30 protein-coding genes are annotated in these 21,939 nt (G+C 67.1%); 3 read left to right on the top strand and 27 right to left on the bottom strand.

What is annotated here, in order from left to right; genetic code table 11:
* Positions 1-12: 12 nt before the first annotated feature.
* From AB0D34_RS08750 to AB0D34_RS08740, 3 genes are all read left to right on the top strand, one after another.
* Positions 13-1,683, top strand: coding sequence for a hypothetical protein (locus tag AB0D34_RS08750; protein ID WP_362658578.1), 1,671 nt, complete (start codon positions 13-15; stop codon positions 1,681-1,683).
* A gap of 41 nt (positions 1,684-1,724) precedes the next feature.
* Positions 1,725-2,090, top strand: a complete 366-nt coding sequence (locus tag AB0D34_RS08745; protein ID WP_362658575.1) for a hypothetical protein — start codon at positions 1,725-1,727, stop codon at positions 2,088-2,090.
* Between the two features lie 133 nt (positions 2,091-2,223).
* Positions 2,224-2,589 (top strand): HU family DNA-binding protein, encoded by a 366-nt coding sequence (locus tag AB0D34_RS08740; RefSeq protein WP_362658572.1) that lies wholly within the window; start codon positions 2,224-2,226, stop codon positions 2,587-2,589.
* A 427-nt stretch (positions 2,590-3,016) separates the two neighbouring features.
* On the opposite strand, the gene AB0D34_RS08735 is transcribed toward AB0D34_RS08740, so the two are convergent.
* The 27 genes from AB0D34_RS08735 to AB0D34_RS08605 form a co-directional block, all read right to left on the bottom strand.
* Positions 3,017-3,988, bottom strand: coding sequence for a hypothetical protein (locus AB0D34_RS08735; RefSeq protein ID WP_362658570.1), 972 nt, complete (start codon positions 3,986-3,988; stop codon positions 3,017-3,019).
* 302 nt (positions 3,989-4,290) lie between these two features.
* Entirely contained in the window at positions 4,291-4,419 is a 129-nt protein-coding gene (locus AB0D34_RS08730) for a hypothetical protein (RefSeq protein WP_362658567.1), read from the bottom strand.
* A 69-nt stretch (positions 4,420-4,488) separates the two neighbouring features.
* Entirely contained in the window at positions 4,489-5,259 is a 771-nt protein-coding gene (locus tag AB0D34_RS08725; RefSeq protein ID WP_362658564.1) for a transposase family protein, read from the bottom strand.
* The gene (locus tag AB0D34_RS08720) at positions 5,244-5,672 is read right to left on the bottom strand and encodes a hypothetical protein (RefSeq protein ID WP_362658561.1); all 429 of its coding nucleotides are present in this window, start codon (positions 5,670-5,672) and stop codon (positions 5,244-5,246) included. Before AB0D34_RS08720 ends, AB0D34_RS08725 begins: the two co-directional genes overlap by 16 nt.
* On the bottom strand, positions 5,662-6,054 hold the full coding sequence (locus AB0D34_RS08715) for a hypothetical protein (RefSeq protein WP_362658559.1): 393 nt from the start codon (positions 6,052-6,054) through the stop codon (positions 5,662-5,664). The genes AB0D34_RS08720 and AB0D34_RS08715 overlap by 11 nt, the downstream gene beginning before the upstream one ends.
* 231 nt (positions 6,055-6,285) lie before the next feature.
* Positions 6,286-6,636, bottom strand: coding sequence for a hypothetical protein (locus AB0D34_RS08710; protein ID WP_362658556.1), 351 nt, complete (start codon positions 6,634-6,636; stop codon positions 6,286-6,288).
* A gap of 9 nt (positions 6,637-6,645) precedes the next feature.
* On the bottom strand, positions 6,646-7,182 hold the full coding sequence (locus tag AB0D34_RS08705) for a hypothetical protein (protein WP_362658553.1): 537 nt from the start codon (positions 7,180-7,182) through the stop codon (positions 6,646-6,648).
* A 466-nt stretch (positions 7,183-7,648) separates the two neighbouring features.
* A complete protein-coding gene (locus AB0D34_RS08700; RefSeq protein ID WP_362658551.1) occupies positions 7,649-7,813 on the bottom strand; it encodes a hypothetical protein in 165 nt (54 codons plus the stop codon).
* On the bottom strand, positions 7,800-7,982 hold the full coding sequence (locus AB0D34_RS08695) for a hypothetical protein (protein ID WP_362658549.1): 183 nt from the start codon (positions 7,980-7,982) through the stop codon (positions 7,800-7,802). The genes AB0D34_RS08700 and AB0D34_RS08695 overlap by 14 nt, the downstream gene beginning before the upstream one ends.
* A complete protein-coding gene (locus tag AB0D34_RS08690) occupies positions 7,975-8,658 on the bottom strand; it encodes a hypothetical protein (protein WP_362658546.1) in 684 nt (227 codons plus the stop codon). Before AB0D34_RS08690 ends, AB0D34_RS08695 begins: the two co-directional genes overlap by 8 nt.
* 23 nt (positions 8,659-8,681) lie before the next feature.
* Positions 8,682-8,855 (bottom strand): hypothetical protein, encoded by a 174-nt coding sequence (locus AB0D34_RS08685; RefSeq protein WP_362658544.1) that lies wholly within the window; start codon positions 8,853-8,855, stop codon positions 8,682-8,684.
* Positions 8,852-9,172 carry a hypothetical protein gene (locus tag AB0D34_RS08680; RefSeq protein WP_362658541.1) on the bottom strand — a complete coding sequence of 107 codons (321 nt, stop codon included), beginning with the start codon at positions 9,170-9,172 and terminating at the stop codon, positions 8,852-8,854. Before AB0D34_RS08680 ends, AB0D34_RS08685 begins: the two co-directional genes overlap by 4 nt.
* A gap of 120 nt (positions 9,173-9,292) precedes the next feature.
* Positions 9,293-9,745, bottom strand: a complete 453-nt coding sequence (locus AB0D34_RS08675) for a helix-turn-helix transcriptional regulator (RefSeq protein ID WP_362658538.1) — start codon at positions 9,743-9,745, stop codon at positions 9,293-9,295.
* Position 9,746: 1 nt separating this feature from the next.
* On the bottom strand, positions 9,747-9,950 hold the full coding sequence (locus tag AB0D34_RS08670) for a hypothetical protein (protein WP_362658535.1): 204 nt from the start codon (positions 9,948-9,950) through the stop codon (positions 9,747-9,749).
* A gap of 125 nt (positions 9,951-10,075) precedes the next feature.
* The gene (locus tag AB0D34_RS08665; protein WP_362658532.1) at positions 10,076-10,198 is read right to left on the bottom strand and encodes a hypothetical protein; all 123 of its coding nucleotides are present in this window, start codon (positions 10,196-10,198) and stop codon (positions 10,076-10,078) included.
* A 233-nt stretch (positions 10,199-10,431) separates the two neighbouring features.
* On the bottom strand, positions 10,432-11,898 hold the full coding sequence (locus AB0D34_RS08660; RefSeq protein ID WP_362658529.1) for a hypothetical protein: 1,467 nt from the start codon (positions 11,896-11,898) through the stop codon (positions 10,432-10,434).
* 180 nt (positions 11,899-12,078) lie between these two features.
* Entirely contained in the window at positions 12,079-12,213 is a 135-nt protein-coding gene (locus AB0D34_RS08655) for a hypothetical protein (protein ID WP_362658526.1), read from the bottom strand.
* 315 nt (positions 12,214-12,528) lie between these two features.
* Entirely contained in the window at positions 12,529-12,678 is a 150-nt protein-coding gene (locus AB0D34_RS08650) for a hypothetical protein (RefSeq protein ID WP_362658524.1), read from the bottom strand.
* A gap of 54 nt (positions 12,679-12,732) precedes the next feature.
* Positions 12,733-13,251, bottom strand: coding sequence for a hypothetical protein (locus tag AB0D34_RS08645; RefSeq protein ID WP_362658521.1), 519 nt, complete (start codon positions 13,249-13,251; stop codon positions 12,733-12,735).
* A gap of 42 nt (positions 13,252-13,293) precedes the next feature.
* Positions 13,294-13,479, bottom strand: coding sequence for a hypothetical protein (locus AB0D34_RS08640; RefSeq protein WP_362658518.1), 186 nt, complete (start codon positions 13,477-13,479; stop codon positions 13,294-13,296).
* A gap of 135 nt (positions 13,480-13,614) precedes the next feature.
* Positions 13,615-14,703, bottom strand: a complete 1,089-nt coding sequence (locus AB0D34_RS08635; RefSeq protein WP_362658516.1) for a LacI family DNA-binding transcriptional regulator — start codon at positions 14,701-14,703, stop codon at positions 13,615-13,617.
* Between the two features lie 105 nt (positions 14,704-14,808).
* Positions 14,809-15,171, bottom strand: coding sequence for an HNH endonuclease (locus tag AB0D34_RS08630; RefSeq protein WP_362658514.1), 363 nt, complete (start codon positions 15,169-15,171; stop codon positions 14,809-14,811).
* Between the two features lie 5 nt (positions 15,172-15,176).
* The gene (locus tag AB0D34_RS08625) at positions 15,177-15,596 is read right to left on the bottom strand and encodes a hypothetical protein (protein ID WP_362658511.1); all 420 of its coding nucleotides are present in this window, start codon (positions 15,594-15,596) and stop codon (positions 15,177-15,179) included.
* Positions 15,597-15,689: 93 nt separating this feature from the next.
* On the bottom strand, positions 15,690-16,772 hold the full coding sequence (locus AB0D34_RS08620) for an AAA family ATPase (RefSeq protein ID WP_362658508.1): 1,083 nt from the start codon (positions 16,770-16,772) through the stop codon (positions 15,690-15,692).
* Positions 16,773-17,219: 447 nt separating this feature from the next.
* Positions 17,220-17,366 (bottom strand): hypothetical protein, encoded by a 147-nt coding sequence (locus tag AB0D34_RS08615; protein ID WP_356597956.1) that lies wholly within the window; start codon positions 17,364-17,366, stop codon positions 17,220-17,222.
* Positions 17,367-17,955: 589 nt separating this feature from the next.
* Positions 17,956-20,760: an ATP-dependent helicase gene (locus AB0D34_RS08610; RefSeq protein ID WP_362658505.1), complete on the bottom strand. Its 2,805-nt coding sequence runs from the start codon at positions 20,758-20,760 to the stop codon at positions 17,956-17,958.
* Between the two features lie 564 nt (positions 20,761-21,324).
* Positions 21,325-21,843: a hypothetical protein gene (locus AB0D34_RS08605; protein WP_362658502.1), complete on the bottom strand. Its 519-nt coding sequence runs from the start codon at positions 21,841-21,843 to the stop codon at positions 21,325-21,327.
* Positions 21,844-21,939 lie beyond the last annotated feature (96 nt).

Here is a 21,939-nt window from a genome sequence, read left to right as displayed (position 1 = left end):
AAGGAGCTTCCGGTGGACGAGGATCGGCAGCGGGCCGACGAGCCTCAGGGCACTGCGTACACCTACCGGGACTCGCCCTCGGACGAGCCGATCGACGCCGAGGTAATCGACAAGCGGGGATCGGAGGACGACGGCTCGCACGGCTGGCGCGAGCGGCTCCGGGACCGCGCCCGTGGGTTCTTCGGCGCGAAGACCCAGGCTCGGATGGCCGACCGCGAGCGCGTGCACTGGATCGACGTCGACCGGGCCGAGGACGAGGCCGAGGGCCTGGGCCAGCGCGAGCAGCTACTCAAGCTCCGGGCGGAGACGCGGCTGGCCGGCGAGAAGTACATGGCCTCGCTGCGGGACTCGAAGCTGCTGGTGCCCGGCTTCAACGACGAGGAGCGGACGCAGGAGCTCGGCGTCATGCACCACGTCTACATGCAGATGATGATGCAGTCGTGTCTCAAGCCGCTCGCGCGCGGGGTGAATGCCAACTCGGTCGTCCAGGCCGTCGGCATGGTGATGGCGATGCGGATGCTTGCCCCGGACTTCAAGAAAGAAATGGGCAGCTACCTCCGGCCCTTCAAGGGCAAGATCCAGGAGCGCATCGATATCCGGACCCGCGGTATGGTCGCCTCCGCTGAGAGCGACATCGCGCACCGGCAGAGGATCTTCAAGGACGTGCCGAGCAGCGCCCGGCGCGAGCGCCTCATCGGCAGCACGGATCCGCGTGACCACCTGACGAAGAAGTGGCGCAAGCGCTTCGACGCCATGCGACACCGTGAGCGCGGTCACCGGGAGATGTTCACTCCGGACTCGGCGGCCATGACCGAGGTCGCGCTCATGGAGAACGCCTTCTGGAAAATGCGTGAGCCGGGCGCGGACGCTGGCCTGATCCGCGACAGCTACCAGGCGATGCGCAAGCGGCTGCGCGAGCAGATGAGTGAAGACGGCCTGGAGCGTCAGGAGGTCGTCCACCGCGCGCGGATGATCATCGGCGAGCGGATGGAGTATGAGCCCGAGCTGCGCACGATGTTCAACGGCGTGGCCCACGGCCGGATCGTCAAGGCCCCTGCGCATGAGGAGCGGATCGCGGGCTCGGACCGGCTTCGCACGGTCTGGAGTGGTGAGTTCGACGACCAGCTGGGCCAGCGTCTGCCTGAGGACGGGATGTTCACGCTGCGCCGGCTCATGGACGCGGACGCCCACCAGGTCCATCTCGCCGAGACGATGAAGACCTCGATGCTCGACGCGCTGGGCCGCGGCGACCAAGAGGGCTACGGGGGCAACATGCTCGGCTACCTGGTCGGCTTCGCGGCACAGAGGCAGGGTCTGGACACCGGTGGGCTCCCCAACATGCTCCAGCACCGCCTGGACCAGTCCGAGGTGATGATCGCGAGTATGGACATCGACGGCCTGCCGCCCGAGGAGCAGCGGCGGGTCTACTCCAACGCCTACGTCGACGCGATGGAGGCAGTGAACGAGAAGTACCCAGATCTCGAAGCCGAGTTGAAGCGAAGCTTTGGGGAGAACTGGCAGCAGACGCTGCAGACGGCGGTCGACGATCCGGGTGCCTTCTTCGAGGAGCAGCGGCTCAAGCCGCGGTCGCGCCCTGCGGGCCCGTCGCCTGAGCGGGAGGCCGGCCCGCAGAACGAGAGCCCGAACGCTGAGACCGATTCTGAGGACTGCCAGCCCGCCTGAGGGCGATCCGAGAACACGAACAAGGAGCAGGAAGAAGGGCCATGAGCCAGGAACAGGATGAGGGGCAGCAGGTCAGGTTCGGATCGCGTTTCGCGCGGATGTTCGGCTACGTCACCCCGGAGGACAGGAGCCGATGGGAGCAGATGCGGGCCCAGAACAAGCCGAACGTCAGTGCGACCAAGCAAGGCACGAAAGCAGTGCTGGGCTCGTTGATGGAGTTCGGGGAGCGCAATATCGGCGCGAAGCTCGACGCCGCCCACCGTGTGGCGGCGCAGCAGCGGTTCGAGGAGTCCCACGACAAGGTCGTGAACCAGCGCCGCGATCCGAGCACGCGGAACATCATCGAGTCGGTCGACTACGAGCCCAAGGACAACCGGGAGGAGATCGACCGGGATCTGGAGCTCTAGCCGAATGGGTCACGACAAACTTAGATAGCGCCATTTGATAAGCCCACCCCTCCTTCCAGACTCACGACGGCCTCCGATAGACTGGTTTATAAGCGAAACCGCGGCATGAAGGACGACAGGACAGGGCGTGGGTATGGAGACGACGACGAATCCGCGTGTCAGTAAGCGCGAGTTCATCTCTCGGGTCGCGATGCGCAGCAAGTTGCCGGTCCGGGTGGTGAACAAGGTGTACGAGTCGTTGCTCGGCGAGCTCACGGGCGCGGTCAGCTGTGGGGAGACGGTCGTACTCACGAGCTTCGGTCGGTTCTACCGCCAGGATCACAAGGGCCACAAGGTGCGCTTCGGCAAGAGCGACATCGACGACTACGTGGTGCTGAAGTTCTCCGCGTCGAGCAGCTTCAACCGTCGATTGGGGGACAATGCGGATGAGATGTCACCGGAGACCTGCGGGATGATCAAGAACGCTATGGAGGATCGTGAGCTGCGAGCCGCGTCGTAAGCAACGAGGAGCCAGCAGAAAAAGAGAGCCCCCGCGAAGCACGAGCATCGCGGGGGCTCTTTTGTGGCGGGGCGAGCCCAGTTGAGAGGCTTAGTCGTCGTCGATCGCGAGGATCAGAATGAGCACAATGTGCCGGACGACGAGCACGCCCGCCGTGAGCGCGAGTGTCTGTTGCCGCCTGCGCTGACCGAGGTGCTCCAGCGGGAGCGGGCGACAGCGGACCGCCCTCCGGGGTGCGCTGGCGGGTCTGCTGCGCCGCACGTCGAGGCGCCCGACCGGCGGCCCTGAGCCTCGTTCGTCGACCTGAACAAGGTCTGCGTCCTGGACGCCGCATTTCTTCCGGGGCAGAACGATCAGACGATCATGGGGCGGCTGGCGAAGGACACGCCGAATCGGTCCCCACAGTGCGCGGGCAACCCGGCGGCCGTCACGCTGCCGAGAGCGCTCCCAGCTCCTGCAACAGCCAATCTAGGTCGATGATGGACTCGGGCGGGACCTGCTCATGCCGGCTCAGGTGGCGGGCAGCGGTATCGGCCAGCCGCTGCGCCCGCGTCAGCCCTCGGTGGATCCAGCGCACCTTCAGAGCCAGTAGCTCGGCGTCGCTGAACGGTGCGGTCAGAGCAGCGAGCAGGGTGCCGTACCGGGCGGGTCGGCCGGTCTCGATGTACCGGCGCAGGTGAACACTGGTGTCGCGCGAGTCGGTGTAGAACGCCTGCATGCTCTGCCCGGTCACCTGCCCGTAGGCATGGGCGGCCAGGACAGCCGCCAGCTCGCCGTCGACGATCTCCGGCTCCTGCGGAATGACCATTACTCGCGTAGTGGCCTCCTGCACACCCTCGCTGGAGGCAAGGACAAATGCCACTGCCGCACCGTCGTACTTCCGGGAGCGGCCCCAGTCTGTAACCCACCCCAGCTCACCGATGTCCGCCGCCGTCGGCAGCGCAGGGCGGGAGGCGACCCCCGTGGCAACCCGACGGATCGCATCTTCAAGCGAGACGAACGCCCGTGCAGGTGTACTCGCAGAGACCTTGCGGAACATGTCGCGCATCCCCTGCCGGTTCCTCACTTCAATCGAGGCGGAGCCCAGCCGGGCGAGGTACGGGGCCACGTACGGGCGCAGTGAGGCTGCCAGCGCCACCACGCTGCGCGCCTCGACAAGTGACCGAATCAGCGCAGCCACGCTGAACGGCGCAATGATGAACACCTGATCGTCCGGCTCGACGGCGGCCAGTGCGACGCACAGGGCGGCTACCGCGCACTCGTCGGCGCCCACGCCCTGCTCGCTGATCCGCATGGGTGTGCGGCCACCGCCCCCCGCGTGTCCCCAGTCGTTGCCGACCTTCGGTACCGCAGCCGCAGTACGACGACTCGCGGCGCGCCGCTCGATGCCGAACGCCACACCTTCAGCACCTGGCGGATCGTGACCCTGCCTCCCACTCCGTCGATATCTTTCAGCTGGCCGGCCCCGGGCGATGCTCCAGCCACCTGCTCCGTCTCGGCCGCAGCGTCGCCGAGCGCTGGCGACTTCGCCGCGGGCGCTCTTGAACACGGTCCCGAGTCGTACTGGGAATCGGCATCAGGGGCAACAGCCCCTGCCGCCGCCTCGTAGTCGTACATCGTCATCAACTCGCCCTCATCTAGTTGCCATTGCACCCATTCCACGAGAAGCCCTCAATGATGAACAGAGTCGTCGACTAAAGGTCACTCGAAGAGGAGGTCGGGCTCATCCACGGGCGGAGAGTCGAAGCTGTTGACCGAGCGCTCGGGGGATCGCGAGGGATCCGCGGTCGGTTCGCGCTGCGCGGCCAGATCGGCGAGGGTGACGCCCACGGGTCGGCCTAAAGCGCGTTGCAGAATGCCGTGAGTTTGCAGGTCAGGGCCCGCTTACGGCTGTGCTGATCACGCGGCCAGGGCGAGGTTGTGCATGTGCGCGACTGCCTGGACTGCGTGATGGAGGCCGTCGCCACGCTGTCGACAGTCACGAAGGATCTTGTAGTGCTTCATGCGGGCGAAGGCATGCTCGACCCGCGCACGAACCCGGCGATGCTCCGCGTTGTCGGCTTCCTCGCCGGCCAGCAGCGCCCGGCCGGGTCGTTTGCGGTGCGGGACGACCAGGCCGGTGTTGATGTAGGCGCCGTCGCCGAGCACCGTGACCCCCTCGCACTGCTCCGGCAGGCCGGAGTTGCGCCAGACATGAGCGTCGGCCTTGTTGCCCGGGGCCGGACGGGCGGTGGCCACGACCAGGCGTGTGTCGGCGTCAATGATGACCTGCACGTTTGCCGAGAACCGGTAGTTGCGGCTCGAGGCGCCGACCTTGCGGTCACGGACCGGGACCAGCGTGCCGTCCACGATCCACAACCGGTCCGCAGCATCGGCGGGGCGGGAGACCGGCCCGAGTGCGAGGAGCGGCCGCAGCCGCTGGATGACCCTGCACACCGTGGCCGCCGAGACCCCGAACAGCGGCGCGAGCTGACGCATGGTCAGGTTGGTCCGGTAGTAGACCGCCACCATCAGCACCCGATCGGCAAGCGGCAGACACCACGGTCGCCCGACACGCGGCCCGTCGCCACCACGCTCCCGCACCGCCTTCAACAATCCCTCGAACTGCTTCATCCGTAGCCCCGTGAACGTCTCCACCCACAACGGCTCAGCCCTCAACACCCCACGCATACAAGGGAAATGCCCAGATCACGGCATTCTGCAACGCGCTTTAAACGCTGGCCCGCAACTCGGTACACCTTGCTGTCCTGCCGAGCGGCAATCGCGACGATCTCGCGGCGGGTGATCCCGTCGGAGCGCCTTGGCCGGATGTCCCGGGAAACGATCCGCAAAGGGGGCTTCTCGTAGGGATCGGCTCCCACGTAGGTCGTGTCGCAGTCTGAGAGATCTGCGAAACGCGGGTTGTAGTCGAGCGGCTTCGTCGGATGGCGACGCCCGTTCAGCCGGTGCAGCATCACGATGGTCGCTTCCAGCAGGGCCTCCTCCTTCCCGTGCGGATGCTTGAGGGCTCGCTCGTTGAGCTGTTGGAGGTCGGCGCGAGCGCCAGGGCTCAGATGGACCCTGATGCGCAGGCTATGCCTCATCGTCGAGCACCTTGCGGATCATGGTCTGCGCAGGCCCTCCGAGCTCATCACCGAGTTCTTCGAGGGTCATGCCAGGATCGCCAGAAGCATCCGAGGCCTGGATACGACGAGAAAGCTCGGCCTGGAAGGCGTGCTTCTCGTGCACCTCAGCCGCATGGTCGTACTTCATGAGGCGCACGAGGGCGGCGAAGGGGATGACGGCCGCTTCGGGCTTGTTGTTGTCACCGAAGATCAGCGGAGCGATCTCGCCGCGGCGGTAGAGGATCAGCAGCGTGCGGAGGTCCTCGTACTTGAGCTGGTTCGCCGGGACGACGTTGACGGAGAACTTCGGGAGCTCGGTGTCGGGAGTGTGGTTGTCGTGAGCGTTACTGTTGTGAGTCATAGCCTCAGTCTAATCATTCTAGAATAGATCCCTATCGACTCACATACGACCGCGTTCACCGAGTCGCCAAGTGAATCGAATGGTGGATTACTCCGTCTCCCAGAGGCGGGACGGGCAAGACAAAGAGGAGTCCCGTACTCCAGCCCCGCACGGTGCGGAGCGGGGCACGGGCCTTGGTGGATGAACGGTCGCGACTTCAGAAGGGGACGCGCCGCTGACACGTGGTGGGGGTCAGGGGGTGGCGTGCCGGGTGATTGCGGCGCGGATCGCGGTGATCAGGCGGGCGGTGTCCTCGGCAAGGTCCGGGATCCCGGCGGGATAGAACGCGTCATCGGGGAGGTCACCGGAGTAGCCGTCGGGGTAGCAGACGGCGTGCCATCCGGCGTGCTCTGCGGGCGGGTAGGCGAGTTCGCTCTCGTGGGCGCCGCTGGCGGTCACCTGGATGACTGCCCCGCCTGTGCCGAAGGAGACCTCGACGTAGTCGCTGGCCCTGTCGCCGTCCTCGACGGCGGCCCATCCGGCGGCGTGCAGGGCGTTGAGCAGGTAGGCGCCCGCGGAGGATGCGGGGTCGGTAACGGTCATGATGTCTCCCTAGGAGCGGTTGGCGGTCCGGGAGGGCCGGGTGTCGCTGATGTCGGTGACCCAGCCAGTGAGGGAATAAGGGAGGCTAGGGCTGATCGTGTGGTTGGTTGGATTGGCCGGTACGTACAGGACCGTGGCGATGGTCGTGTGCCAAGCGTCGTTCCAGTCGCTGATGCAGACGGCGCAGGTGGCGCGGCGGGGGTCACGGACGGTGATGCCCGGAGTAGCGCAGCGGGTCTTGTCGTGTACGTGGTCAAAGCAGACGTCGCCAGGCTCCGGGATGACGCCATCGGGGTCGAGGTGGGCGGGCAGGTGGTAGGACTCGGTCGGCAGCGGCGGAGCAGCGCGGACGACGGCGGCGAGCTGTTCGAGGCGGTTGAGCAGGTCCTGCTGCGTGCCGTGCAGGGCAATGCCGTTGCTGCGGTTCCACAGGGCGACGGCCATTTCACCGTCACTGACAAGATCGCCGCCGATGCTGGTGCCGGGGTAGAGGAGATCAATGGGCTGGTCGCTGGCGACACACACGAATTCGAGACGGCTGGACATAGCAGATGTTCTCCTAACGAGCGGTCGGATATAGCCCCCGGACCGGTCCACGCCGGCGCTGGGCGGGCCGCGGGTCAGGGCTGGCAACGGGGCACCGCCCCCGCCACACGGTGATGGCGCGACGGACGATGGAATCGTCTGCGCACAAACGCGCAGGCAGATGACGGGCCCGGTAACAGCCGGGCGGTCGTGGGCGGCTACTGCTGGATCGCCGCCCAGTCGATTCGGGGTGCACCACCCGCGAGTTGGCCGAGCGCGGCAAGCACCGTGCTTGCCGCGGTGCAGGAGGCGAAGAGCCGTCGGCGTCATTGCCGGTCAGGTGCAGTTCCCGCCCGGCGACGACCCAGACTTGCAGGGCCTGGCTGCCGGGCTTGTGGGCGACGGTGTGGGTTGCGCGGATGCCGTGGGAGCCGGACAGGTCGCGGACGACTTTCGAGGGTGTGGCCGGTGAAGTAGGCGCTCCGGCCTATACGGCGACGCGCAGGGTCGTCCTGGACAGGGGGCTGGTGCTGCCGAGCGGGGTGTCCGGGTGGAGCAGGCTGGTTCCGCGGAGCCAGGCGGCCGGGTCGTAGTGGCGGGGACGGGTGAGGATCGCGGTCCGGATGCAGGCAGCGAGTTCAGCGTTGGGCATGCACGGCTTCCCTCTCACCGGGTGGGATGCGCCGACGCTGCCCCACGACGGGCGCGTGGATGATCTGGCCGTCCTGGATGATCCAGTCGAAGCGGTCGGCCAGTCTGTGCTCGTCGGAGGCGACGAGATCGGCGTCGAACAGTTCGTCAGGCACGGTGGGTTCAGACATCGGTGGGCTTTTCTCGGCTGGTAGCGGACCCCGGCAGCGCCGGGGCATCGAATGACGAGGTTTCGATGGAGGGCTCGGCGCCTGTCAGCCGGACAACCTCCAGGACGTGGGCCTCGATGTCGGCGCGGGCCTGGGCAACGACCTGCTCGCCGGCCTCCACGAGCGAGTCGACGGTGAACTGAGCGTTCATACCTGCGCCGGCGACGGCGCGCTCCAGTGCGTTGAGCGCTTCCTTGGTGGCCCTCACACCCTTCTTCTCGTGGATCGCCTCGTGCAGCGCCGCGGTGGCGGCTCTGACTTTGGCGTACATCCGGTCGGTGACCTCGCGGACCTCCCTCAGGTTTTCGGCCGTACGGGGCTGATGAGGGATCTCGGGCACGAAAGGGTCGTGCTCGGAACGCCGGATGGTCACCGGCACGCCGCTGCCGAGCCCCATGGAGGACACGAGCGAGCCCCACTGGGCGAGGCTCATCTCGATCTCCACGAGCTCTCGGCCCGGGTGTACCCAGTCGTGGCTGAGGTCGCGCTTGCGCGTGGCCTCGTGGACCGAGAGCGAGATGGTCTCGTTGTGGAGCAGGTCGGACTGGAACAGCGAACGACCTCCGCCGCTCCTCCGCGTCACGACCGCGACGCCGAAGGCGGGGTGGATCTCATCGCCCTGCGCTGCGTCAATCACTGGGTCCTGGACAGGACGGCGGCTCATGACTGCACCGCCTCGGTCGTCGGGCGGCTGCTCCGCCGTCGCGGACGGCCGAGCGCGCGGAAGCCGCGCACCAGGAAGCCGAAGACGCGGCTGCTGAGGCGCGTGGACTCCAGTAGGGAAAAGTGCTGCGTCTGGTAGGCCTGGGAGCAGGGGTTGGTCGGTTTGGTCATGGCAGGTGTACTGCGCTTTCTCTGACGTACGGGGGTGATGTTGCGGATATGGCTGCGGGCACAACGGCATGACGGAGCCGGGGCCTCCGTTGAGCGGAGACCCCGGCTTTGTCGTACAGGGGGCAGCTGACCAGCGCGCTGGGCTTCTTCTGCGCCGGGAGCGTGGCAAGGACGGCGTTGGCCACTTCCTCCGCGGGAGTGTTGACCGGCATCTCGGACTCGTACCCGTGGCCCCGTGAGAGGACCTGTACCTCCGCGCTGTCGGTGAGCGTGGTCGCCTCGATGGGATGAGAGCCGTCCGGGAGTCCGGCGTTCACCGTGGCAGGGTGGAACTGGCAGCGGCCGCACCATGCCCGCCAGCTCAGCGGCTGGGTACTCGTCGCCGCGCCGCCGGATTTCGACGAGGTGGACCGGACACCCGGTGCGGGAGAGGGGTGTCAACGGTCGTCCTCCAGGGGCTCCAGAACGTCGGCCGCCGTGATGTCACCCCGGATCAACAGGAGGGTGACAGCGTGGGCCCGGTCGTGCGCGCCGGTCTTCTTGTAGATGCGCTGCAGGTGGGTCTTGATCGTGTCCTCGGCGAGGAACAGGTCCGCGCCGACCTTCGCGTTGGACATGCCGCGCGCCACGCGGACGATGACCTGCTTCTCACGGCCGGTGAGCGGATGCGTCAACGAGGGCGGGAGCATCCCCCGGTCGCGCAGGTGGCCGATCCTGCCCCGGTGGAACGCCGCCTCCAGGTGGGGGACGACGGCGCGCAGGTAGGTGGCGACGACGGTGCGCTGCGACAGCCAGGCGGCCCGTGTCTTCTCTGTGGCGTCGGCCAGGTCGTGGGTCAGTTCCTCGCGCCAGGTCAGGGGGCGCGTCTCGGTGGGTTGAGCTGAGGACATGTCAGCGCTCCTTGCGCTTATGGATCTTCGAGAATTGCCGGCCGCGCGTGAGCATCAGGTCGGCCAGGGCTTGGGCCGCCTCGGGGCGGCAGTTGGGACACGGGCGCGTCGTCTGGTGGGTGACGGATTGGCTGTCCCGGGTACGGGGTCGGCCGTCGGCGCCCCGCTCGGGCTCCTGCTCGTCGGTGTCGATCCAGCCCGCCACGCACGGAGGCTCATGCGTGCACCTGCACTCGGCCCACGGGCACGGTGCCCGGCCAGCCGAAGTGGTGCTCTGCGGGCGGCGGGGCCGCTGGGGGCCGGGGCCGCGGGCGTAGTCGGGGACCTCGCTCACCACAGCACCTCGTCCACTCCGTGGTCGTTGACCGAGGTGCCGGGGTCGTCGACCGTGCGCGGCTGCCGCTCGAACGTCGGCGGCCCTTCCAGCTCCCACCGCGAGGTGCCGAGCGTCACGGGCTTGCCCGCCTCGGCGAGGGCCTTGAGGGCGCGGGTGATGCGAGGTTCGAAGCGCGCAACGCCTTCGGCTTCAGGAATCGAGCCAACCAGCGCCTGCGCTCACGCTGTGCGACCACTCGTCGCAGCCGACGGGAAGCGCACCCCACTAGTCGGTATCCGGCGGCGGGGCAGCGCGATGGCGGGTGCGGGTGCCGGTGCGTGGCCGGAGTCCGGGCGCGCCTCAGCCGGGGCTAGACAGGGGCCGAGGCCGGTTTCACGCCTCCTCGGCGTCCCAGGCCGTACGCGATGCGGAATGGCTCGGGCATGTCCCAGGACCCATCGGTCCTGGGGTGCACGACGCCAGCGGCAGTGAGCTCTTCGAGGAGGTCGTGGTAGCGGGCCAGGTGCCGCATGCCGCTGGGGTACGGGTCCGCCGCGCGGGAGCCGAGACGGCGAAGACGGTCTGGCAGGCACGCGTGGTCCCACTGGGCGATGAGCTGGTCGGAGTCGATCGGCAGCTGCTGCCCGGCCAGCGGAGCGAGTGCCGCCTGCACCCACGGCATGGCCTGCTCGACCTCTGCGGCGCGCGCACGCGCTCCCTCCGGCACGCCCCGGCGGATGTCCCGGTGGTGAAGGGCGCGCGGGTGGTCGGGGTGATCGTCCAGGGCGTGGCGCACGGCCTGCCTCAGTGCGATGAGGAACGGGCGCGGGCTGAGTCCGCCGACGCCGTCCTGGAGATACGTGAGCATGAACCGGTACGTGGAGCCCCTGCGGGCGGTCGCGCGCATGTACGGGTCCGCGATCACGGTGAAGAGGCGTTCCTGCGCGGCGGGATCGGAGGTCAGTTGCTCGGGGGCGCTGAAGCGACCGTCGGGGGTGAGCCTCCAGCCCGGGGTCAGAGAACGGAAGGCGGCGGCACCCTCACTGGGGTGGTTCGCCAGGAGCTGGAAGAGCAGCCCATAGAGGTGCGTTCCGGTCACCTGGCCCCAGTGGTCCGGCGTGCTCCAGTTCAAGTCGGCCGTACGCAGAGCACGTCGGGCCTCAGACGTGAGCGCCCACAGGGCCGCGTCGAGGGTGTCGGGGCGGAGGAAGACCTTCGCCCTCACGCGCGGCCCGAGGCGGGCCAGGTCGGCAGCGAGCTGGAGGACTCCGGAGGCGAGGCGATCCGTAGTGCGCTGATCGGGGTGGAGCCGGTCCAGGCTGTCGAAGACAACCAGATGAGTGCGGCCCTGCGAGTTCAGGTCGGTCACGGCCTGGCGCAGGGCGTCGGGGTTACGCAGCAGCCACTGCGCGCGGTCGCGCCAGCTGGGCAGGTGTGTGAGGTCGCAGACGCCCAGGGCGGTCAGGGCGACAGCGGTCCACACCGTCACGGGGCGGATTCCTTCGCCGAGCAGTGCCTCCAGCTCCGGCGCGGCCGGATAGCCGTCGCTGTCTCCTGTGGCTCCAGGGGCGGAGATCACTCGGGTATCCTCCAGCCGCGGCATCTTCAAGTCATGGGCGGCTGCCGCGCGGAGGTCAGGGTCGGTCAGGACCCGGGCCCACAACGTCTTGCCGACTCCGGGACCGCCGCGGACCACGCTGCTGTCGATGAACAGCGCGGGGCGGCAGCCGGGCGTGTAGAGCATGGAGGCCGGCAGTGTGGCGGCGTCGCGGGTCAGCGCTGTGGTGAGCGCGTCATGTATGAGCGTGCGCAACCGGCCGGGGGTGGGGAGCGTCATCACAGGGTCCTTCCAGTAGGGGCGTGCGGCAGGCGGGCGTGGTGGTCGACAGCGGGCGATCAGTCGAAATCCGTCTCGGACAGCCATTGGGAGCAGCCCTCCCGCAAGAACCAGCCGCACACGTTGGCGTCGTCAACCTGGGGTGCCGCATCCCGTGTCGGTCGCGGGTGCGTTGTGAAGTCAGTCGTAGTTGGTGGCGGGCGGGATCAGTACGCCTGTTTCGCCGCCTTGGTCGACCCATTCGACGGGGCCGGTCTGCTCCAGTTCCACAGCTGCGGCATACAGGTCGTCCGGGGTCACGTGGAGAGTGGTCATGGGCGCGGACATGCGTCTCCTGCAGGGGCGGTTGTCACTGGCATACCGGCGCCGGATTTCCCGTCCCTGGTGGCCCCGATTCCGGCGGATTCTCCGGCGCCGGATTTTCGGGCGCTGGTGGCTCGCCCTGAAGCTCCGGGTCATCCCACACCACCTGCTCGTGCCGGAAGGTGCCCTTGTCGGTGGGCTCCCTGGTCCGCTTCAGGTAGCCGAACTCCTCCAACGGCGGCCTGGGGGGTCTCGTATCCGGCCTCTTCGAGGTGGTGGTTGAGCTGGTTGACCAAGTGCTGCAGGTTATGGGTCGTGCGAGCGCTGTCAGTCCTCGCTCTCCTCTTCGCCGGCCTTGCCGATCTCCTCGGCGATGTACGCCGAGAGGAACTTGCTCGACAGCGGGTCGAAGCCGTACCGCTCTGACCAGCGCTTGAGGTACTCGACGGGCTCAGCGTTGCCGGGTTCGTCACGCACCTTGCCGATGGCCTCGGCGATCCACTTGAGGGTGTCCGTGCCGCGCCACTCCGGCTAGGTGCCCAGACCGAGCGCGATCGCGTCGACCACGTCGGTGTCAGTGAGGGGCGTGCTGGCCCCGCGGCTGTTCGCGCGGGAGAGCGGCTGCTCGTAGTCAGGGATGAACTCCATGGCGAGGAGCACGCTCTCGGGCAGCTTGTAGGCGTCCCAGATCGCTTGGGTCGCGTTCGTGGGGTTGTCGCCGTTGGAGGGCCCGCCGGAGATATAGAGCCTGTAGTCGGCGACCGTGAGGAATGTCGTCTCACGGGAGTCGAGGGCCTTTTCGAGGTTGTTGATGATGACGAGACCGGCACGCCGGGCGTACTCGATGAGCACTTCGCCGTTCTCGTCGACGAGGTTGGACTCGTCGTCCAGGTCCGGCAGCAGCTCCTCCAGTTCAGCCTCAGGCTCGTCGAAGGTGAAGAGCGAGGCTTCTGTGATCTCTTCGAGCAGCTGACGGCCTCGGTCGAAGTTCGGCAGCTCGGCGCTTTCGGCAGGGAAAGCGATGGTGGCGGTGAGCATGCTCGCGCCCATGATGATCTACTCCTTCGGTGGTGGGGGAAGCTGCGGGTCGGATCAGTCCTGGATCCAGCCGAGGACGTCATCGACGTCTTGGTCGCAGCTGGCCTCGATCGACTGGCGCAGGGTCGCGCCGGGGTTCTCGAGGTAGTGCAGCGCGGCGCTGTCGATGACGTTGACCGCGTCACGTACCTGCTCGTTCTCGGGCGCGAGATCGCCCACGTCGTTGGCGGCTCGGCTCACGGCGTCGCTGATGCCCTCCTGGAAGAAGGCCTTCGTGCTGGCTGAGCCGTCGAGGCCGTCGCTGAGGGACCATCCGGCGACCGCCCGCGCACCACCGCTCGCGCGGGCCTTGGGCCCGTCGGTGACCGCCGTGCCCTACCCCTCCTCCGGCGACCGCGGCTGGCTTACTGTCATGCGCGACGGACGTCGCTGGGACGAGGTACGCACGATCAGCTCCGTCGGTATCACCTGCTCGACCGTCTGCTCCGACTCCAGCCCCTCGATGGCGTCAATGAGGAGCTGGACCACCGCCGTGCCGATCCGGCGCGGCTTCAGGGAGAGCGTGGTGATGGGCGGCTCGGTGCCGGCGTACACCGGGGACTCGCTGCAGCACACCAGAAGCAGGTCGTCCGGTACGCGCAGACCGTAGCGCCGGGCGGCGGCGAGCAGGTCGGTGCCGTTCGGGTCGAACAGCCCGAAGACCGCGTCGGGCCGGTCGGGGCGGGCGAGCAACCGGTCGGCGGCTACGGCGCCCGCGCACGGGTCGTGCGCCGGGTAGGCCTCGTACACCGGGTCCTGGCCGACGCGCTCGCACCAGTGCAGATACGCGGTGGTCGACAGATGGGTGTACGTGTCCGTCGTGGTGCCCGTCAGCAGGCCGATCCGGCGGGCGCCCGCGTCGGCCAGATGGTCGAGGATGCCGAGCACGGCGGCCTCGTGGTCGTTGTCCACCCAGGCGGTGACCGGGAGCGAGCCGGCCGGACGGCCGTCGGAGACCACCGGCAGCCCCTGTCTGACCAGTTCGCTGACGACCGGGTCCTGGTCCGACGGATCGATGACGACCGTGCCGTCGAGGGCGACATTGGACCAGACGTCGTGGCGCGAGGTCGCGGGGAGGATCACCAGGGCGTAGCCGCGGGCGAGCGCGGCCGAGGTGGCGGCGCGGGCCATCTCGGCGAAGTACGCGAACTCGGTGAAGGTGAAAGGTTCATCCCCATAGGTCGTCACGGTCAGGCCGATGAGTCCCGACTTGCCGGTACGGAGTGTTCGGGCCGCGGCCGAGGGCCGGTAGCCCAGTCGGTCGGCGACCTCCCTGACATGGCGGCGGGTGGCGTCCGGGAGCCTGCCCTTGCCGTTCAGGGCGTCGGAGACGGTCGTGATGGAGACCCCGGCGGTGGCCGCCACGTCTCTGATGCCCGCCCGACCGGGGCGACTGCCTCGACGTGAGGTTTCCGCGCGGCTCACCTGGTGCCTCCCGGGGAGGTGTAGCGACCGGAAGTGTCGTGCTTCGCGTCGCAGTTCGGGCAGATGATCCAGGCCATGAGTTGCTCCTGATGTGTGTCGGGGTGGTCAGTACTTCTTGCGCCGGCGCGCGAGACGCCAGCGGTAGAGGGGGCTCGGCACGCGGTTGGACTTCCGCCGGTTGTGCTGGCGGCAGAGCAGTTGGCCGTTCCACAACTCAGTCGCCCCGCCGCGGCTCCAGGGGTGTATGTGATCGGCCTCGGTTCCCGGTGCCGGGCACCGGAACCAGAGGGGCGGTTTGTGCTCGCACCGGCCGTTGGCCTGGCGGATGAGTTGCTGCTTCTGGGGCCAGCTGAAGAGCCGGGTGGGATCACGCCAGCGCCGCTTACGGCCAACGCCGGCGGCGAGGCACAGGATGCCGAGCGCGGCAACGGCCAGGCAGGCGAGCACCACAGTCGGGGCAGGCAGCATGGCGCTCAGTGCAGGTCGTTGCTGAAGGAGATCAGCTCACGGGCTACGGCCAGGACGCCGGCCCAGCCGGCTGCTTCGCAGTCGTCGGTGAGCCGCCGGACTTCAGGGCCCCGCGAGAGGTACACGCTGCGGGCTCCACCGTGGACCTCGACCATGACGTAGGGCTCGTCGTTCTCGTTGGCGAGGACGGAGGTGTCCAGCCCAGGGACGAGTCCGGATTCACGCAGGGCCATCGCGACCAGCTGGACGGTGGTGTTGAAATTCTCCGAGTCACAGAACGGTGTGGTGCCGTCCTCGAAACCATCGGGATCGATCAGCGGAATGCCTGCGAGAGCTGCTCTCTTCAGGGCCCGGGTGATCTCCTCGTGGGGCTTACGGTGTTCTGCACTCATGTCGAGCTGGGAGACGATGCGACACTCGGGCATGGTCGAAGGTTGCTTTCTGCATTGGGAGGCGTACCGGACAGCGAACTGCCGAGGGGACCGGAGTGGCTCCTCAGCGGTTCGGATGGGACGTCCTCAGAAGTCGATGGAGTACTTCGGGGGACGGCGCAGGGTCACCGAGGCGGCGCTCAAGTCCTTCTTGTCGTCGGGCGACTTGTCGTCCTCGTCGCGGAGGTCGGTGAGGGTGAAGGCACCCGCCAGGAGCAGGTAGCCGTCCTCGGACGGGACGGCGTCGCGCATGCGGAACTGCAGCCCGGTAGCGGCGTCCCAGTCGTTGATGGTCTGCAAGCTGTCGCTGTCGAACAGATCGACACGACCGTCGAAGACGTCGGTGTTGCCGTCATCCCAGACGATGTGAGCCTCGACCCGCGAGCTTGCGTTCTCGCTGCGCTTGATGTTCAGGTCCCCGATCACCTCAGCGAACGACTCGCCCAGGCGCAGCTCGAAGGCGATCGCGCGCAGGTGGTCGAAGTTGATGTCGTACTTCCGGGAGAAGTCGACGATCTCGGCTACCTGCTTCTCGGCCACTCCGGGCACCTGGTCGCGCAGGTAGGTGGCAACCGTCTCGGGCTCGGGGTAGGCGAAGCGCATGTGGTAGTGGAAGCGTCCGGGGCGGTTGAGCATGTAGTCGTTGACGCGCTGCAGCTCGTTGACCGACAGAACGTAGAGGCGCTTCGTCGTGCTCAGCCCGTCGAACAGGCTCAGGAACTGGTTCTGCGACTCGTCGTCCTCGTTGGAGAAGATCTTCTCGAACTCGTCGAAGACGACGACGACTTCACCCAGCTCGTCGAGGAAGGCGGCCAGCCCTGGCGTGTCGTGCTGCACGAGCACGGTGGGCAGCTTGTGCTCCTCGCGCATCCGCTCGGCGAGCAGGCGGAGCATGAGGCTCTTACCCATGCCCTTGTCGCCGGAGAGGATGACGCCGAGCGAGCGGTCCATGGCCGAGTAGCCGGTGACGATCCGCTGCACCCGAGAGGCGTGGCTGCCGTAGACGGTCTCCTCGGCGGATGCCAGCGGCTCCGTCTGGCGCAGGCTGTAGCCGGTCATCTGAGAGAAGGCGAGCGTGTAGGTGGCCACGGGCAGATCAGCGAAGGTCTGCACGGAGTCCCCGTAGAGGCGGAACTCCCCGCCGGAGGCGACGATCGTGGATGCGGGCATGAAGACTTCTCGCTTTCGCGGGAGTATGTGGGTGGAGAAGGCGGCGGGGCAGCGACACTCAGCGGATCGGAAGCACGCCGCCGGTCGGCCGGTAGACGCCCTCGTTCTCAGTGAGCGCGGGCTTGGTGAGGGTGACGGTGTCGACATGCGGAGCGTTGGGACAAGCGCGGCCAGGTGCTGCTCGCGGGGACCAACTTTCGTGCTCTGTCGGGGTGGTGAAGCTGCTGCGCGCTGTGCGCGCGGTCGGTCTGCTCCACACGGGCGCTCAGGCGGACGGCAGTACGGCGGACGTCGGTGACGGCGTCGCGCAGGACCTCCTCCAGAGCCTGTCTCATGCTGTAGCCGTCGCGCGCGTTCGCGACGGCGCAGGCCGTGCCCGCATCGACGCCTTCCAGCGTCACCGTGCTGGTGAGACGGACGTCGTTAGCGGCGGGGGCGGGTTGTGCGTCAGCTCTCCGGGACGGTCTGCGGCACCGCGGGGTTGGCGCTGACGAACTGGAGGAACCAGTCGGGTACCTGGCCCAGCTCGGCGTGGTAGTGGGTCCAGATTTCCCGGACGGGGCGACGGTCCAGGCTCTCGTCTGGCAGGATCACGTGGCCCGTCACCTCGATGCTGTTCCAGCGGGGCGCGACAGCGCCGTCCTGGAACCAGCGGATACGCAGGCGGACGGGGCCGGACGCGGTGGTTGCCCTCGCCGTCCTCGATGGTGAAGTCCGGGCCGCACTGCCCCTGCCACACCTTCTCGTACGTCCGCAGCGGCGGCTTGGCCGCCCCCGCGTCGTCGTACTTGACTAGCTCGTCGTACCGCTCCGCACGCAGTGAGGGCGTGAACGACACGGGCGCGCAGGGGCTGTCGGCCGTCTGCTTCATGTCCGCTTCCTCTCCGTCACAAGGGGTGTCAGGATTTCTCGGGCTGGAGCGCTGCCATCTGTTGGGCACGGCGGCTTCTGGCCGTCATGCCGGACGGCTAACGCAGCCAGCGCAGCCGCTGCTCGGGCGACTCGCAGTGGTCGTGAAACCGGCGAACTCGTCAAAGTCGTCGCCTTGTGCGCCACGCGTGGTCATGGCGTGCCCCTTCGGGCTGCGTCATTCAGGAGTGTGAAGTGTGGAAGACCGTAGGGGCGGGTGTTCTCGACGAGCGAGACAGCCGCCCCTACGGCATGGGGTGGTGGCGGCGGTTGGTCAGACGGCCGCGGTGACCGCGGAGCGGTCGTCGGCGCTGCCGGGAGCAGCGCTGTCGTTGTCGTTGTCGTCCAGGAGATCCGGATCGATGCCGAGGGTGCGAGCGGCGCTCCTCTTGTCGCGCTCGGTCAGAGCCGTCACGATCTGCTCATAACTGCTTTGGATCGGCGGGTTCTTCACGGTGCCGTAGCCGAGTACGTACTGGCTCTTCATGGCACGGGTGAAGGCGACGTAGAACATCCGCTTGGCGTCTTGGGTCATCTTCGTGTCCTCCCTGTAGAGGACGACAGCGTTGTCGAATTCGAGACCCTTGGCACCGTGGATCGTCGAAACGACCAAGTCGGCCTTGGACTCGAGGTTCTTCCGCTTGCGCTCCTGGTTCTTCTGCTTGTTGATGTTCAGCTTCTGCTGGTTCCGCTGAATCTCGAAGGAGAGCAGGTTGTCGCGCAGCCGGTCGAAGAACGCCTCGTGCGTGAGCGTGCCCTGGTGGCAAAGCGCGACCCAGCCGTTTATGGCCGCACTGTTGTCGATCCACCACTCGGAGATCGTGCGCAGAATCGCCTTCTCCACGTTGGCGTTGGCAGCGTTCTTCGTCAGCTTGTCCATGTTGGCCTTGATCCCCTGGGAGACCACGAAGGCAGCGTTGGCCGGCGGTGCCTGCAGGACGTCGTTCCAGAAGCACTTGATGTACTTCGAGAAGATGTCCGTGGCGTAGACCCGATCGCTGACCAGAGAGGCGACGCGGCGGTCCGGGTAGCGCTGCTCGAGCACACCGTGGATCAAGGACACCTCGCGGCGCGAGTAGGCCAGGAAGGCCACCTGCTCGCCCCGGTCCAGGCACTTGTCCACGTAGTCAGGGATGACCGTGTTGCGCACGATCGCCGGCAGGTCCTGGGTAACGAACCCGGTGAGTCTGGCTACCTCGCGGTACTCCAGGATGACCTTCTCCTGGAACGAGTCGGCCGTGGGCATTGCGAGCGAGTTCGCCTGCAGCTGGATGTTGGCGAACTGGTTGGTCTCCAGTCCGCCGAGCACGACGTTCGCGAAGTCCAGGATCTCCTGGTTGCTCCGGTAGTTCGTCGTGAGCTTGAAGGTCGCGAAGACCCCCGAGCCCTCCAGCGTGTTGAGCGCGCGCGGGTTCGCTGAGCGGAACTCGTACAGGGTCTGGGACGCATCGCCGACGATGAACAGGGACTGAGCATGCTTGGTGATGTACTTCAGCACGTAGATGAACTCGAACACGCTGTTGTCCTGCACCTCGTCGATGATGAGGTACTTCGACTGCACGTGGGCCGGCTCGACCATGTCGTCGATCTTCTGGTAGCAGATGATGATCTGCAGCTCCAGCGACGTCTGTTCGATGCGGTCGAGCAGGGCGATCACTTCGTCGAAGTGGCTCTCAACGAAGGTGTTCAGGGCCGTGAACGCGCCGGTCCTGTTCTGGTCAACCTCCAGCAGGCGGTGGCGGAACGTCGCCGCGAACTGGCTGTTCGGGTAGAAGATGTCGATCGAGTTGATGATCGTGTCGATCGCCGAGACCTTGTGCCTCGGGTGGTTCATCGAGTAGATGTCGATGATCATCTTGGCGATCGTCATCGAGCCGACGTCCGGGTTCTTCTCCGTGATGTTGTCGGCAGCGGCGTTGGTGAACGAGAGCACCGTGATGTCCGAGGCGGGGACACCGCATGCTTCGAGGTACTTGATCCGTTCGAGGATCACGGTCGACTTGCCGGTGCCGGCTCCGGCCTGCGTCATCACCAACGGCTCGTGTGTGGTGAGCGCGTCGAGCTGCTGCTTTGACAGGTGGGGCGGCAAATTCGGAGGCGTGGCCGGCTGGGCAGGCACGATCAGCTGAGGCTTCATCTGCTCCAGATGGTCGAGCGTGTGGTTCATCAGCAGGCTGAGGTTCTGCTTCGACAGCTTCGTGGCGATCTGGTCGGAGAAGGCCGCATCCACCTGCTTGTGGATCTGGCGGTAGGCCTCCAGCGGAACGTTGTAGTTCTCCAGGTAGCGCAGCTGGACGGCGAGCATGTTCAGCTGCTGTTCCGTCGGGCCCGCGGGCATGTCCCGGATGTAGCGGCAGACCTCGTCGGCAATCGCCTCGGAGTCCCAGATCTGGGCCAGGCGCGTGATGCGCTCGTAGATCGAGTACTTGCGCATCCACTCATCGAACTCATCGTCGAGGTTGGAGGCCGCCAGACCGACGGATGTGAGCACGTCCTGGACGTAGTCACGGGCATTCTCCAGCGGGCTGGTGTCCCACTGCAGGAAGACGGCGGCGTCGTGATTGCCGTAGCCGACCGAGCGCGAGACGGTGGTCGCGCACTCCGGTTCGGGCAGCCCCTTCTTGAAGAAGTACAGCTCCATCCGGTACTGGATGACGAGGTCGCGTGTGGTCTTGCCGCCGGACTTGTCCTCGTAGAACACGAGGGCCTGCGGGGTCATGTCGAAGACGATGTCCCAGTCGTCGAATCGACTGGACGAGGCGTCGACAGCGAAGCGGTCGTCGGGGTGTGGACTCGGCAGGGTGAATGACCCGCCGGCGTTCAGGGCACGGCGCGTGATCGGCGCGAGTGGGATCGACGTCGTGGTGATGTCGTGCTGTGTCGAGCTCTGCTTGACCTCGATGTCGGTGGCCACGGCGTAGGCGGTGTTGGTGGCTGTGTTGATCGGCAGCAAGGACTCGTTGAGCAAGCCGATCTTCTTGCCGTTGCCGGTGAGCTTCGAGGAGAAGAACTTCGGGTCGACGGCCTTCTGAGCAACGGCATCGGCCGAGAGGTCGAGCTCATCAAGCAGGACAGGCATGTCGTTGCCTTTCTTCAGTGGATCGAGAGGCGGATTGAAAGAAAGCACGAATCAGGCCGCACGGCAATCCCAACTAGAGGTGAATAGTCAATCGAATGCTCGGAGGTGAGCGAAAAGCGACGGGGTTGGGTCATGGGCGCAGGTACGAACAGGGCGGGGCTCTCGTCAGCCGACGAGCCCCGCCCGTGTTCCTCTCAACCCACCCGTCAGGGGCCGTTAGGCCCCTGAGTCCGGGTACGGACACCGCGCGCTACCCAGGCGCGCGGTCGTTCATCAGCGGCAACTCACCTCACTTCGAGGGCGAGTCCGAGCGCTGGCCGGGACCATCGATGGCAGCATCGCGGCGTCGAGATCCGAGGGACCCATGTGGGTAGCTACACACGAGGCCGTTCATGGAGAAACATGCGACCGTCGCGACTGGTCGACGCCGAGGGGGCTTCGGCCAGCAGGTGTCCGTGGCCAGCATGCCGTAACCCTCGTGGTGGCGGCCGGTCCGGCATGCCTGGCACCGCGGCGGGCCGAGGGTGAGGGGCGCGGACCGGGTCGAGCGACCAGTGCCCGGAATCAGCTGGCGTCGTCGACGGGGTTGCCGGTGATGTCGACCGCGGGGCCGCGGGAGATCAGTTCGACCAGGTCGTGGGGCGACTTGGTGAAGACGAAGTAGCCCGAGTGCTCGCCGGCCGGCGGGACGGTGTGGAGCCGCAGGTAGTTGCCGGCGTGCAGGTACTCGACCCGGTAGATCAGGCGGTCGATGTCGAACAAGTTGATGCTGCACCCGGAGTGCAGCGTGCGGGCGGCGACGGGCCCGTGGTCGGCATCGACCGGCTTCGCCGTGCTGGGCGCCGGGAGGACGGTGTGCGTCAGCCGGATCTCCACCGCCCGGACCGTGACACCGGGAGCGGCGAGGGCCTGCACGTCAGCTACGTACGCGTCGGCCTCGTCGGGGCTGGATATCGCCGAGGAGACGATGCTGCCGTGCCACTGCCCGTCGTCCGTCCCCCATTGGATGGCGTACGACCGGTCGTCACGCAGGCGCTCCGGGAGACCAGCGGGGCGCAGAGGTTCGGGGAGCATGGTGGCCATGACTGTCCCCCTTTCTGAGCAATGAGGGCGTGGGGGCGAGGTACGTCGCTGGCGTGCTGCAGGAAGACGAGCGGCAGCAGATAGTCCTGATATGGG

This window comes from Streptomyces sp. NPDC048420 (genome assembly GCF_040651535.1).
Classification (GTDB): Bacteria; Actinomycetota; Actinomycetes; order Streptomycetales; family Streptomycetaceae; genus Streptomyces.
This window is presented reverse-complemented; position numbering and strand designations above follow the sequence as displayed.

Coding starts and splice junctions, on each gene's coding strand:
- AB0D34_RS08715 (WP_362658559.1), bottom strand. CDS start 6,054: ATGACTCACAACAGTAACGCTCACGACAACCACACTCCCGACACCGAG.
- AB0D34_RS08710 (WP_362658556.1), bottom strand. CDS start 6,636: ATGACCGTTACCGACCCCGCATCCTCCGCGGGCGCCTACCTGCTCAAC.
- AB0D34_RS08745 (WP_362658575.1), top strand. CDS start 1,725: ATGAGCCAGGAACAGGATGAGGGGCAGCAGGTCAGGTTCGGATCGCGT.
- AB0D34_RS08605 (WP_362658502.1), bottom strand. CDS start 21,843: ATGGCCACCATGCTCCCCGAACCTCTGCGCCCCGCTGGTCTCCCGGAG.
- AB0D34_RS08705 (WP_362658553.1), bottom strand. CDS start 7,182: ATGTCCAGCCGTCTCGAATTCGTGTGTGTCGCCAGCGACCAGCCCATT.
- AB0D34_RS08620 (WP_362658508.1), bottom strand. CDS start 16,772: ATGCCCGCATCCACGATCGTCGCCTCCGGCGGGGAGTTCCGCCTCTAC.
- AB0D34_RS08660 (WP_362658529.1), bottom strand. CDS start 11,898: ATGACGCTCCCCACCCCCGGCCGGTTGCGCACGCTCATACATGACGCG.
- AB0D34_RS08655 (WP_362658526.1), bottom strand. CDS start 12,213: ATGACCACTCTCCACGTGACCCCGGACGACCTGTATGCCGCAGCTGTG.
- AB0D34_RS08720 (WP_362658561.1), bottom strand. CDS start 5,672: ATGAGGCATAGCCTGCGCATCAGGGTCCATCTGAGCCCTGGCGCTCGC.
- AB0D34_RS08675 (WP_362658538.1), bottom strand. CDS start 9,745: ATGTCCTCAGCTCAACCCACCGAGACGCGCCCCCTGACCTGGCGCGAG.
- AB0D34_RS08645 (WP_362658521.1), bottom strand. CDS start 13,251: ATGGGCGCGAGCATGCTCACCGCCACCATCGCTTTCCCTGCCGAAAGC.
- AB0D34_RS08610 (WP_362658505.1), bottom strand. CDS start 20,760: ATGCCTGTCCTGCTTGATGAGCTCGACCTCTCGGCCGATGCCGTTGCT.
- AB0D34_RS08685 (WP_362658544.1), bottom strand. CDS start 8,855: ATGACCAAACCGACCAACCCCTGCTCCCAGGCCTACCAGACGCAGCAC.
- AB0D34_RS08700 (WP_362658551.1), bottom strand. CDS start 7,813: ATGCCCAACGCTGAACTCGCTGCCTGCATCCGGACCGCGATCCTCACC.
- AB0D34_RS08740 (WP_362658572.1), top strand. CDS start 2,224: ATGGAGACGACGACGAATCCGCGTGTCAGTAAGCGCGAGTTCATCTCT.
- AB0D34_RS08625 (WP_362658511.1), bottom strand. CDS start 15,596: ATGCCCGAGTGTCGCATCGTCTCCCAGCTCGACATGAGTGCAGAACAC.
- AB0D34_RS08725 (WP_362658564.1), bottom strand. CDS start 5,259: ATGCGTGGGGTGTTGAGGGCTGAGCCGTTGTGGGTGGAGACGTTCACG.
- AB0D34_RS08630 (WP_362658514.1), bottom strand. CDS start 15,171: ATGCTGCCTGCCCCGACTGTGGTGCTCGCCTGCCTGGCCGTTGCCGCG.
- AB0D34_RS08695 (WP_362658549.1), bottom strand. CDS start 7,982: ATGTCTGAACCCACCGTGCCTGACGAACTGTTCGACGCCGATCTCGTC.